A 13,038-nucleotide genomic window follows, 5' to 3' on the forward strand; every position below is an offset into this window, starting at 1 on the left:
CTATCAAAAATTACTTTAATATTCAAAACACACACCTTGTTTAGGCCGTAATTCGGTCTTTAACAGGGGTCAAAAATTATAAAAATGAAAAAAACATTTATAATGATTTTGTTTGCAAAAATTGCAAACAAAATTAGTCTATCTGTTATGTTATTTCTTCTTATTTCATTGGCAGTTTCAGCTCAAAAAATTAAGATTGAAGGAATAGTGATAGATTCAAATAATGCAGCTTTAACAGCTGCAACTGTTCAAGTATCAGAAAAAAATGAAGGTACTTTAACGAACGAAGAGGGCAAGTTTATAGTACACACATCTTCTAAGTTCCCATTGACTTTAACCGTTGAAATGATAGGATACACCGCAAAAAGTATAGTTGTAAATGCCAATGAATTTATTACCATACAATTACAAGAAATCACCAATGAACTGGGAGAAGTATTGATTTCTAGTGGTTATTTAACTCAAAAGAAGTCGGAGTTTTCGGGATCGGTTAGTACAGTTTCCGCTAAACAATTACAAAACAGACCTGCAACAAGTTTTGACCAGTTACTGGGAGGACAAGGAACAGGAATAGATGTAATTCAATCTTCGGCGGTGCTCAATAATACTCCAGTTATTCGCGTTAGAGGATTAAACACGATTACATCAGGACTTTTTCCGCTGATAGTTATCGATGGAGTTGCTGTTTTTACGGGTTCATTAGGCGGTTTTGTTGGAAACAATCCTTTGTCAGCAATTAATCCAAACGACATTCAATCTATTGACGTACTGAAAGATGCTTCTGCAGCAGCAATTTATGGTTCCAGAGCCGCTAATGGTGTGATGGTTATAACGACCAAAAAAGGAAAAAAAGGAGTAACAAAATTCAATTACAACAGTTGGTACAGCCGAAGCACGCCTTATAATTTACCCGAATTATTGAATGCAGAGGATTATACAACCATAAAAAATGAAGCTTTAGTCAATGCTGGTAAAGCTCCCGGTTTTTTTCTTTCTAAAAATCCCGATGGAAGTACAGTGGATACTAGTTGGTACGATGTTGCTTATGACCCCGGTTTTTCAAGCAATCATAATATCAATATTTCGGGGGCTACTGAATCAACACAATATTATTTTTCGGCGGATTACAGCAATCAAAATAGTTTTATTAAAAACAATACTTTCGAAAACTATATGACGAGATTGAATATTGGTCATACTGTTAATAAATTCATACGTGTTGGAGCCAATATATCTTATAGTAATGCTAAAAATGTGGGTCCAAATACTGGAGCTGTAGCTGGAAATACTTTGTCTACATCAACTTATAATACAGAGTATATTACCAATGAGCCATTGGGAAGAATGACCTATGTGTTGCCTCCAAATGTTCCTGTTTACAATCCCGATGGATCGTATAGTATTCAAAACGGAATTAGTGTTGGTTACGGTGCCAATGTCCCATCCATCATCGGAACGATCAATGCTTATAACCTTGCAATGGTGCAAACACTTGATTTAACCACCTCAAAAAGTAGTTCTGTCTTAGGAAATGTTTACGGAGAGTTTGATATTCTAAAAAAACTAACTTTCAGAACCAGTTTTGGATTAAATACTATTGGAGTAGAGAACAAATTATTTTTAAATCCAATACACGGTGGAGGCTATTCGTATAATGGGGTTGCAACCAATATTGCTACAAATTTAATTCGAACGGATTGGGCAAATACACTGAAATATGCTAATTCTTTTAAAGAAAAACATAACATAGTGATGCTTTTGGGATACGAAAGAATAAAAACTAAATTAGATAGTTGGGGAGCTTCACAAAGTAATATAACAGACCCATATTACACTAATTATCAAGGAACTTATGCTAATATTTCTCCTGTGGGGAATGGACTTTCGGAAAATGCTTTATTATCTTATTTTACAAATCTTAGTTACAATTATAAAAACAAATATTTTTTGAGTTTAAACTATAGAATTGATGGATTGTCAGCCTTATCCGAAGGAAATAAATATGGAAATTTTGGAGGTGGAGCTTTAAGTTGGAATGTTTTTGAAGAGCCTTTTTATAAAAATTTTAAGATTAATGATTACATCAATAATTTCAAAATTAGAACGAGTTACGGAATTGTTGGAAACAGCGAAATAGGAAGTTACCCTTCTATAGCAACTTATAATTCTTCGACTTATGCTGGAGCGCCAACATTGGGATATTCGCAAACTGCCAACCCAAATTTAAAATGGGAAACCAGTTCTAAATTCGATTTTGGTATAAATTTCACCCTTTTAAACAATCACATTTTAGTCGAAATGGATTATTTCAAAAACACGATTAATGATTTAATACTTAAATCTCCCCAATCTCTTTCGGCTGGAATTCCAAACAATTATGTCAATGAAAACGTGGGCGGAATGTATAATAAGGGTTTTGAATTAGGGGTTACTGCCCTTGTTCTTCATACAAACGATTTCAGTTGGAATGTGAATCTTAATCTTTCTACACTTAAGAACGAAGTAACCTCTTTAGTTAGTGATGTTTTTGTTCCAAGTGTTTTTGGGGTACAAAATATGACTAGAGTGGGTTATTCTGTCGGTTCTATTTTTGCAGTGCCATCTAATGGTGTGAATCCTGCAAACGGCCAAATGATTTTTGTGAATAGCCACGGAAAAGAAGTGCAATACAATCATATAGGTTCTCCAAAATGGACTTATCTTGATGGAACTGCGGCTCCTGCGATAGATAATTATACTGATGGAGTGATGCAAGGGTCTTCGCTTCCAAAAGTTTTTGGAGGATTGAATAATACTTTCAATTATAAGAATTTTGTATTAGGGATTAATTTAACCTTCGCACAAGGCAATAAATTGTATAACGGTACGAGAGCAACAAATTCAGACCAAAGATATTTTAACAACGGAACTTTTATAAAAAACAGATGGACAACTCCAGGTCAAATTACCGATATTCAGAAACTGTATTACGGAGATAATGTTTCGGCTGGTTTTTCTTTTTCCAGTACTTCAAAAGTGGAAGATGGTTCTTATATAAAATTTAAGAATGTTTCTTTGGGTTATAATGTTCCTATTAAAGAAACTTTTTTAAAGAATAGTTTGTCCTCTATTTATGTGTATTTACAAGGAAGTAATTTTTACACTTTTACTAAATACAGAGGCTCAGATCCAGAGGTTTCTATAAATGGAAACTCTATAAACTCCGGAAAAGATCAAAATGTTCCGCCCAATGCTCAAGTGTATACTTTGGGTTTAAATGTTGGATTTTAATTAAAAAACAGACAAAATGAAAAAATATATTTTAATCAGTTGGTTCTTTCTTATAGCAATGACCGCTTGCAATGATGACTTGTTAGATACTGTTCCTCAAACCAGTATTCCCGAAGAAATAGCCTATAACACTCCTGGTAAGGTATTGGCTCAGGTCAATAATTTATACAAACAATTGCAAAACCCAAGCTTCTATGGCGGTAGATTTATTATTTTTAATGAACAAAGAGCCGATGAATTTGGTCAAAATGATGGTAATGCTGCTACCGGATCTGCGGTTTGGAATCAAAACGTAGCTTCTACTAATGATTTTGTAAATAATGTTTGGTCGGCGGGATATTCAGCCATTAATGCCTCTAATATTTTAATTAGTAAATTAAACGGAACTACCGTGGTTTCGGATGCTGTGGCCAAAAATTATGTAGCCGAAGCAAAATTTGTACGTGCTTTAAGTTACTTTAGTCTCATTCAAACCTACTCAAAACCGTATAATTTAGATAAAAATGGGTTGGGTTTGCCTTTGAGAATTTTGCCTATTACTTCTTCTGGTAATAATGATTTGGCTCGAAGCACGATTGAACAAATTTATGTCCAAATCCTGAAAGATTTAGATGAAGCAGAAATAGATTTACCCATTGAATATTCTTCTCCATTGTTGAATGTTTCCAGAGCCAAAAAATGCACCGCAATTGCCTTGAAAACCAGAGTGTATTTAGTTCAAGCAAATTATCAAAAAGTGATTGCCGAATCTCAAAAAATAGTATCTCCAACAGCTCCATTTCAATATTCGCAAGGCACATTGACACATAAATTAGAGTCTAATTTTAATACTATTTTCGGAGGAAGTTATACAGGATCTGAAGCTATTTTTAGTATTCCTTTTGCCAATAGCACAACAGAAACACCTAGTTCGCAATCTGCACTAGCATTCAATTATTTGGCTCAACCCATACTATTTTTAACCTCAGAAGGTATTTCTACTAATCCAGCGTTAAACTCAAGTTCAGATGCTCGTTCGAGTTTAATTTCGACGAATGCAGCCAAGCAAAAAGTACTGCGAAAATTTAGTATTACCACAGCTCCTTTTCGGGATTACGTTCCTGTAATTAGATATGCCGAGGTTTTATTGAATTATGCCGAGGCTGCTGCCAATGCCGATGATTTAACAACTGCAACTGCTTTGCTAAAAGCAGTTAGAAATCGATCAGACGCAACTTATGTATTTCCCGTTGCTGATATTAGTACAAAAGATGCGTTAATCAGGACAATCCTCACGGAGCGAAGAATTGAGCTTTTGGGAGAAGGATTTAAATTAATGGATTTACAACGAAAATTGCAAACATTGCCAGCCAAAAAAGGGTCTATTGGTACTGCTCCGTTAGTTTTAATTACGAGTAGTAATTATATTTGGCCTATTCCAAGCGGAGAGATTTCAACAAATAAATTGATTGTTCCTAATCCGTAAACTATTATTAGAAAAGGTGTAATCAAGTATTTTAAGTTGGAAAAAAATAGCAATAAACTTAGGAAGTCTTATCCTTAAATATTGCAAAAAACCGTCTCAATATTTAATTTTTGAGGCGGTTTTTTTCTCTATTTGTCGAAATTTATCTATTTTCGATAAGGGTTTAGCGTCTGAATTTCACCACTTTCGTCATATTTTTATTCAAATAGTTGTTTAATTTTTTCTTCTTTCTTTTAAATCACTTTCTATCTGTATTTCCGTTTTTTTATCTATCAAATAAAAGAATAATAAAACGGCGCATATAATAAAAATAAGTCCCGGATAAATACTCACGGAGAGTTTAATGCCTTCGATTGCTGTTGGAACTTGGTTAATGGCTTCGGCGATATAACCATATTTTGACAAAAAAGCGGCTCCTAATGCACCTCCTATACTTAGCCCTACTTTTATGCCAAATATCATTGCCGAAAAAATGACAGCAGTTGCTCTTCGATTATTTTTCCATTCGCTATAATCGGCAACATCAGCAATCATAGTCCACAGCAGCGGAATAGTTATCCCATAGAAAAAACCGTGAACTAATTGTGTAATAAATACTATTGAGATAGAGGATGGGCTATAAAAATTAAACATCAATAATGTCAATGCTGATAAAAAAACAAAAAGGATATAAATATTTCTTTTCCCAAATGTATTAGCCAGTGATTTAGAAAAAAATATTCCAATAATCATAAAAAGAATTCCACCAGCATTAAAAAGACTAAATGCTGAGGTTGAAACGTCTTTAGGCCATTGAAATCCCCCAAATCCTATTTCTTTTAAAGCATTGATTATATACGAAATGAAATTGTTAAACCCTATATCATTCAAAAAATCAGCTTGAGCAACAGGGTCTAAATAATATTTAAAGTAAAAAACATACATTCCTCCTTTTAGAGACAATGTGATAAAAACTAAAATCGTAACCAATAACATAATAATCCAGGGCCTGTTTTTAGACAAGTCGATAAAGTCTTGTTTTACAGTAGATTCTTGTTCTTTTTTGGGGGTAATTCGTTCTTTAGTAGTAAAAAATGTGATTAGAAAACAAATTACTCCTACAATTGCAAAAATCATAATAGTGTTTTTAAAACCTGCTGCTTTGTCGCCTTGACCTGTAATTAAAGCCAAAGGCAATAAGAGAGATTGGACTATAAATTGAGCGCACATAACCGCAACGAAACGATAGGAAGAAAGACTATTGCGTTCATTCATATCTCCAGTTAAAACTCCGCCCAAGGCAGTATAAGGCAAATTATTAGCCGAATAAATTAGAATCAAAAGAAAATAAGTTATTAATGCGTATATCACTTTGCCGTTTGTCCCAAAATCTGGGGTCGAAAAAGCGAGAATTGCCATAATTCCAAATGGAAGTGAAGTCCATAATACCCAAGGTCTAAATTTTCCCCAACGTGTTCGGGTACGATCTGCAATAACCCCCATAATAATATTAAAAAAGGCACCAAAAAAACCTCCAAAAAAGATAATTGCACTAGCCGTTCCCGCAGGTATTTTATAAATATCAGTATAAAAAAAAGCCAAAAACGTCATCAAGGTTTGAAAAATAAGATTGGCAGCAAAATCTCCTAGACTATAACCAATTTTCTCTAACACGGAAAGCTTTTGGGATGAATTATTCATTAAATATGGGTTGATTTTTATTCTTTTTTATGTCAGTTAATCGATTACAAACTTGAATTAGAACGAGGGTGTTTATCAAAAAACAACGGTTCCTAATAATAAGGAAACTTTTTAAAAAGTTTAGTAAGAGGCGAAGAGTAAAAATAGCTTGAAAGTTTTTATAAAATCGTCACTTTTGAAGCCATAAATGAAACAAATGATGCGTTATCGTTTTTTTTTAAGAGAATTTGGAGTGTTTTTTAATTTTTTTCGCTGTTTTTTGCAATGAATGTATTTAACTGTTTGCAACAGTTATAACTTGATTAACCAAAATTAATACTTATTTCAAATCTAAATTCTAAAGCTAAAAAAATCGAAAACCATAAATTTTGAAGCATATCCTAATACATTTGTTGCATTATGTACCATTCATTAATTCTATTAAATTTAAATTGCTATTTTAGCTCATCGAATAAAGAAAAATCCATTTTAAAATCGACAAAATATTTTTTTTAGTTCCTTATTTAAACCCACAAATTCATTTAATTTCCCATCCCTTTTATATGCGTAAGATTCACTTTATATACTTCATATTTTATCTTTTTTTTAGTTGTAATGGCAAACGAACTAATGAAGAAAACTATAAACATACCAATGATTTAATAAACGAAACCAGTCCGTACCTTTTGCAACATGCTCACAATCCGGTTGATTGGAAAGCTTGGAACCAAGAAACATTGGATAAAGCCAAAGCCGAAAATAAACTGATAATTATTTCAGTAGGTTATTCTGCTTGCCATTGGTGCCACGTTATGGAAAAAGAAAGTTTTGAAGATGAGGCTGTGGCCAAATTAATGAATGATAATTTCATTAGCATAAAAGTGGATAGAGAAGAACGACCAGACATCGATCAAATCTATATGAATGCGGTACAATTAATGACAGGCAAAGGCGGATGGCCACTAAATTGTATTGCGCTTCCTGATGGACGTCCCATTTTTGGAGGTACTTATTTCACAAAAGAGGAATGGACAAAAGCGCTAACAGAACTCTCGGCATTGTACAAAAACAACCCCGAAAAGGCAAAGGAATATGCCGATAAACTAATAGAAGGAATTCAAAAATCCGAATTAATTACAGTCAATTCGAATGAAGCTGTTTTTAAAAGTTCAGAGATTGCCAATTCTTTAAAAACTTGGCAAGAACAGTTAGATTTTGAAGAAGGAGGACTTATAGGCGACACCAAATTTCCTATGCCAAGCGCATTGCATTTTTTGTTTCGTTACAGCATTCAAAATAAAGACAAATCGATTCAGAAATATGTAGAAACAACCCTCCAAAAAATGGCCAATGGCGGTATTTACGATCCTATTGGAGGTGGTTTTTCGAGATATGCTGTAGATTCTAAATGGCATATTCCTCACTTTGAAAAAATGCTGTATGATAATGCTCAATTAGTTAGCTTGTATTCGGATGCTTATTTAGCAACAAAAAACGAATTGTATAAAAAAACGGTTCAGGAAACCTTGAGGTTTGTCGAGCGGGAACTAATGGCAACAAACGGAGCTTTTTATTCATCCTTAGATGCCGATAGCAAAAACAAAGCCGCCAAATTGGAAGAAGGTGCTTATTATGTTTGGAAAAAAGAAGAATTACAGTCTTTGTTAAAATCGGATTATCCCCTTTTTCAAGAATATTATAATGTTAATGAAACCGGTTTATGGGAAAACCAAAATTACGTTTTATACAAAACCCAGTCAGACAAGGATTTTGCTCTTAAAAATAAATTGACTTTAATTGACTTGGACAAAAAAACAAAAAACTGGAAACAACTCCTTTTAACAGTCAGAAACAAAAGAACTCGCCCTCACTTAGACGATAAAACGCTTACTTCTTGGAATGCCTTGATGATTAAAGGGTATGCCAGTGCTTATCGAGCTTTGAGAAATCCACATTATAAAGAAATCGCTTTGCAAAACGCCAATTTTATTGTGAATAATCAAATTCAAAAAGACGGAAGTTTAAATCACAGTTATAAAAATGGTAAAAGCAGCATTGTTGGTTTTTCAGAAGATTATGCGACTGTTATAGATGCTTTTATTGCGGTATATCAAATCACTTTGGACGAAAAATGGCTTGCGAAATCAAAACAACTGGCAGATTATGCTATGACACATTTTCTGGATAAAAAATCAAATCTGTTTTATTTTACTTCCAATGCCTCTAATACTTTAATAGCTCGAAAAATGGAAATCAAGGACAATGTGATACCAGGTTCCAATTCGATCTTGGCTCATAATTTATTTCTTTTGGGACATTATTATTCCAATGCTACTTATGCTAAAACAGCAGAACAAATGTTGAATAATGTAAAAAAGGAAGCTTTACAATCTCCAACAGAATATTACAATTGGCTAAATCTAATGCTGAATTACTCTAATAATTATTTTGAAGTTGCCATTTCTGGAAAAGACGGATTATCAAAAACTAGCGAACTTCAAAGTTACTATTTACCTAACATTCTCATTGCAGGTGCTACAAAGGAAAGTAGTTTGCCCATTTTGGAAAATCGTTTTATGGCAAATGAAACCTATATTTATGTATGTGTAAACAAAGCTTGCAAAATGCCAGAAACGGATGTTGCAGTAGCGGTATCTAAAATTAGGAATTGAACTTACAAAAACATCTTAAAAAATAATTATTCCCAACAGGTTAATATAACTTCAAAACCTAATGTGATTTTTTAAATTGTTTCACAATGTAATCAATTACTTTATTTATGTGGGGTATTCCTATACGTCTGCTTCAATTGTTCTATAAACTGCTTCATATGTACCACTCCTGATTTTTTTATTAATCTATTTTTGAGAAAATTATTTATTAGAAGGACTTGTCGTTGAACTAATTAGTAATAAAATTAAAGTTTAATTATTTAATTCAACCTAAATGGTTCCAATAACACCCGATAATATGAGATTAGGATATATTGTTTTATTTTCACTATTTTTTCAAGCTTCTTTTTCTCAATCAGATTTAATGACAGAAAAAAGAATCCAAAAATTGATTCAGAAAATGACTTTGGAAGAAAAGGTTGGACTGTTGCACGGGAATTCAAAATTTTACACTTCCGAAATAAAACGTCTCGGAATTCCAGAGTGGGCATTGTCTGATGGGCCACATGGAGTTAGGGCAGAAATGAACCGCCATGATTGGAAATATACTGGACAAACAAACGATTCGGCGACATGCTTTCCTCCCGGAACAGCAATGGCAGCAAGTTGGAATGTGGAATTAGCCAAACAACGCGGGTTGGTTCTTGGCGAAGAAGCACGTTACAGAAAAAAGGATGTATTACTTGGACCAGGTATAAATATTATTCGTTCTCCGCTTTGTGGTAGAAATTTCGAATATTTGAGTGAAGATCCTTTTCTTATTTCTCAACTTTCAATCAGTTATATAAAAGCTTTGCAGACTAAGGATGTTGCCGCTTGCGTAAAGCATTTTGTGGCTAATAATCAAGAAGAGAATCGTTTTGTTGTTGATGTAAATATGAGTGAACGTGCCTTGCGTGAAATTTATTTACCTGGTTTCAAATCCTCAATTGTTGATGCAGGAGCATTAACTATTATGGGTGCCTACAACAAGTTTCGAGGTGAATATTGTACCGAAAACAATTATTTGGGTCGAAATATATTGCGAAATGACTTTAATTTTAATGGCGTTTATATGTCTGATTGGGATGCCGTTCATAGTACAGAAAAAGCAGCGTTGGCAGGTCTTGACTTAGAAATGGGGACGGAAAAGGAAAATTATAACGATTGGTATTTTGCAGACCCTTTGATTAAGGCAGTTCAAGAAGGTCGTTTGAAAGAAAGTTTGGTAAACGAAAAAGTGGCAAACATTCTCAGAGTTATGATTAAAACTAAAATACTTGATCCTAAAAATCGTGAAAAAGGCTCACTCAACACCAAAGAACACCAGCAAACCGCGTATCGTTCTGCGGTGGAAGCCGTTGTGTTGCTGAAAAACGAAAATCAAATTTTGCCTCTTGATTTCAAAACGTTGAAATCTATTGCTATTATTGGCGATAACGCTACTCGCAAACATTGTAGTGGTGGTTTTAGTTCCGAAATCAAATCATTATATGAAGTGACTCCGCTTCAAGCAATGACGGATAAATACGGAAAAAACGTGAAAATAAATTTTGCACAAGGATATGAAAAGCAATCCTTTGTTGCAGAAAGAAGCAGCGAAGGACAGCTCAATACTGATAAAGTGGATTGGAAATTAATAGACGAAGCAGTTGCCCAAGCCAAAAAATCAGATGTAGTTATTATTTTTGCTGGACTTAATCATGATTTTGATTCGGAATCTTTTGATAGATTGCATATGCACTTACCTTACGGACAAGAAACATTGATTCAAGAAGTTGTCAAAGCTAATCCTAAAACTATTGTTGTACTAATTGCAGGTTCGCCACTTGAATTATCCGGAATCGAATCCAGAGTTCCCGCATTAGTCTGGGGATGGTACGGCGGTATGGAGGCTGGAAATGCTGTGATAGATGTATTGAGCGGTAAAGAATGCCCATCGGGTAAGCTACCATTTACGATACCCGTTACCTTAAATCAATCGCCAGCTCACGCACTAGGAAACTATCCTGGACGTGATTTGAAAGTGAATTATGAAGAAGATATTTTGGTGGGTTATCGTTGGTTTGACACCAAAGGAATTGAGCCTCAATATCCTTTTGGGTACGGAATGTCATATACAACTTTTGAAATCACAAATGCTGCAACTGACAAAAAAGAATACCGTCAAGAGGATGAAATAACAGTAAAATTGACCATCAAAAACAGCGGTAAATCAAATGGAGCCGAAGTTGTTCAATTGTATGCAGGACAAACAGTTAGTTCGGTTTTAAGACCTAAAAAAGAATTAAAAGCTTTTAATAAAGTGTTTCTTGCGCCGGGCGAGCAAAAATCCGTTGATTTAAAAGTGAAAGTAAAAGATTTGGCTTTTTATGATGAGAAAACTTCTAGTTGGAAAATAGAACCTGGTGAATTTGTTTTATATGCAGCTAGATCTGCCAAAGATATAGTAAGTCGTTTGCCGATTACTATTAAATAAAAATCATACCATTTAGGTTTTAAATTTACCGTGATAAATTCAATCTAACTTTACGTGTGTTCGAGTATTTCATTAATAAATGCGATAGCTTTTTTCTGTATGCTTCTCGATACAATTTAAAATCACCCGTTGAGACGGTACTTTATATTCCAGTAAAATCAAAAATAAAAACTACCATATGCTAGAAGCACCGGTGGTTTTTAATGGTTTGAGTAATCACTCAAACTAATCGATTTTTAACTTGACTAGTCTAAATTGAACGAAGCTCCAATATTAAACGTTGAGCCATTGTTGTATTTTGACATAGCATCTGAATCATATTTTGCAAACGGAACCGAAAATTCAGTAAAAACTCCAAATCCATCCGAGAAGAAATAACGAGCACCCAGATGTCCACCAAAGTTTTTCAAACCTAAATTCAAACCAGGATACACGTCAAATTTTGGAGAAATATTCATTACGCTTCCCAAATTAGCATTGAATCTGGCTTTGGCATCAAAACGATATTCAGCATTAACGTCATTAATATTGCTTCCGCCCAACAAATAGGAAGTAAGAACACCAATCGAAAAGTTTTCGCCTAGTCCAAAATCGGCTATGGCTAAAATTCCAGTTCCGCCATTTTGAATTGTCATCCCGATGTTGAGTTTTGTATCTCCTTTTCCTTTAAAAGCCTGAGCATTTACTAAACAAAATGCGCCTAATAATACGATTGTAAAAAAATTTTTCATAATTATATTTTTTTGCAAAGATAGGTATTTTAATTTCTTCCTTTTTCATTTGGATATAAAGTTGGCAAGGGTTCACTTTGCCATAATTCTTTGGTTTCCACGTCCATTATAGTTAATGGGCCTTTAAATGCTGCTCCAGTATCTACATTCCAAACATTGACCATATTTACTGGAGTGGTTTTGCCAATTCTAGAAACAGGCGTGTGACCAATGTAGATTTCGTTGTATAATGTCAATCGTTTTGGATACATTAAATCATCCTTTTTCATTTTTTTATCCAATGCCAATGCAGTTTCCCAGAGTGTTCTGTCCCAATAAAACAGTCTCGGAAAATATTCATAATCCACACCATTCATATTGGTAAAACCAGCGTGTATAAACAACCGATTTTGTTCGTCAAGATGAAAATTCTGTAATGATTGTATAAATTCGATATGGCTTTTAATCGTTTCGGCACTAACATTGGCATAAGCCAAAACGGTTGATTCTCCACCATGATGGTACCATAAAGGATTATCCTTGGTTTTTGTTAGCCAATCTAATAATAATTCATCGTGGTTGCCAAGGATGAAAATGCAATTGTGCGTCGTTTTCAATTCGATCAAATAATCAATCACTTGTGGCGATTGGCTCCAGCCATCCACATAATCACCCAGAAAAATTAAAGTGTCTTTTGGGGTAACATTGGCTCTTTCCATAATTTGGTGCAGCGCCCGCAAACCACCGTGAATATCGCCTATAACGAGTGTTCTCATTTTGTTTATTTTGTTTATGATCTCAAAA

7 protein-coding genes are annotated in these 13,038 nt (G+C 34.0%); 4 read left to right on the forward strand and 3 right to left on the reverse strand.

Annotation, left to right across the window (positions count from 1 at the left end; all coding sequences use genetic code 11):
* Positions 1-84 precede the first annotated feature (84 nt).
* Both FNW17_RS01255 and FNW17_RS01260 read left to right on the forward strand, forming a co-directional pair.
* Positions 85-3,270, forward strand: a complete 3,186-nt coding sequence (locus tag FNW17_RS01255) for a SusC/RagA family TonB-linked outer membrane protein (protein ID WP_144070700.1) — start codon at positions 85-87, stop codon at positions 3,268-3,270.
* A 16-nt stretch (positions 3,271-3,286) separates the two neighbouring features.
* Positions 3,287-4,735: a RagB/SusD family nutrient uptake outer membrane protein gene (locus FNW17_RS01260; protein ID WP_144070701.1), complete on the forward strand. Its 1,449-nt coding sequence runs from the start codon at positions 3,287-3,289 to the stop codon at positions 4,733-4,735.
* 213 nt (positions 4,736-4,948) lie between these two features.
* Here the strand turns inward: FNW17_RS01260 and FNW17_RS01265 are convergent, their stop codons facing one another.
* A complete protein-coding gene (locus tag FNW17_RS01265) occupies positions 4,949-6,415 on the reverse strand; it encodes an MFS transporter (RefSeq protein WP_144070702.1) in 1,467 nt (488 codons plus the stop codon).
* 542 nt (positions 6,416-6,957) lie between these two features.
* Here FNW17_RS01265 and FNW17_RS01270 point away from each other — a divergent pair.
* The gene (locus FNW17_RS01270) at positions 6,958-9,066 is read left to right on the forward strand and encodes a thioredoxin domain-containing protein (RefSeq protein ID WP_144070703.1); all 2,109 of its coding nucleotides are present in this window, start codon (positions 6,958-6,960) and stop codon (positions 9,064-9,066) included.
* A 274-nt stretch (positions 9,067-9,340) separates the two neighbouring features.
* Positions 9,341-11,524 carry a beta-glucosidase gene (locus FNW17_RS01275; RefSeq protein ID WP_218043851.1) on the forward strand — a complete coding sequence of 728 codons (2,184 nt, stop codon included), beginning with the start codon at positions 9,341-9,343 and terminating at the stop codon, positions 11,522-11,524.
* Between the two features lie 245 nt (positions 11,525-11,769).
* On the opposite strand, the gene FNW17_RS01280 is transcribed toward FNW17_RS01275, so the two are convergent.
* Positions 11,770-12,255: a DUF6646 family protein gene (locus FNW17_RS01280; protein WP_144070704.1), complete on the reverse strand. Its 486-nt coding sequence runs from the start codon at positions 12,253-12,255 to the stop codon at positions 11,770-11,772.
* Between the two features lie 29 nt (positions 12,256-12,284).
* Positions 12,285-13,010 carry a metallophosphoesterase family protein gene (locus FNW17_RS01285; protein ID WP_144070705.1) on the reverse strand — a complete coding sequence of 242 codons (726 nt, stop codon included), beginning with the start codon at positions 13,008-13,010 and terminating at the stop codon, positions 12,285-12,287.
* Positions 13,011-13,038: the final 28 nt, after the last annotated feature.

The sequence above is a fragment of the Flavobacterium franklandianum genome, from assembly GCF_007097365.1.
Taxonomy (GTDB): domain Bacteria; phylum Bacteroidota; class Bacteroidia; order Flavobacteriales; family Flavobacteriaceae; genus Flavobacterium; species Flavobacterium franklandianum.

What these genes read in the sequence shown, in the direction of transcription:
- FNW17_RS01255 (WP_144070700.1), top strand. Translation starts at nt 85, where the DNA reads ATGAAAAAAACATTTATAATGATTTTGTTTGCAAAAATTGCAAACAAA.
- FNW17_RS01260 (WP_144070701.1), top strand. Translation starts at nt 3,287, where the DNA reads ATGAAAAAATATATTTTAATCAGTTGGTTCTTTCTTATAGCAATGACC.
- FNW17_RS01265 (WP_144070702.1), bottom strand. Translation starts at nt 6,415, where the DNA reads ATGAATAATTCATCCCAAAAGCTTTCCGTGTTAGAGAAAATTGGTTAT.
- FNW17_RS01270 (WP_144070703.1), top strand. Translation starts at nt 6,958, where the DNA reads ATGCGTAAGATTCACTTTATATACTTCATATTTTATCTTTTTTTTAGT.
- FNW17_RS01275 (WP_218043851.1), top strand. Translation starts at nt 9,341, where the DNA reads ATGGTTCCAATAACACCCGATAATATGAGATTAGGATATATTGTTTTA.
- FNW17_RS01280 (WP_144070704.1), bottom strand. Translation starts at nt 12,255, where the DNA reads ATGAAAAATTTTTTTACAATCGTATTATTAGGCGCATTTTGTTTAGTA.
- FNW17_RS01285 (WP_144070705.1), bottom strand. Translation starts at nt 13,010, where the DNA reads ATGAGAACACTCGTTATAGGCGATATTCACGGTGGTTTGCGGGCGCTG.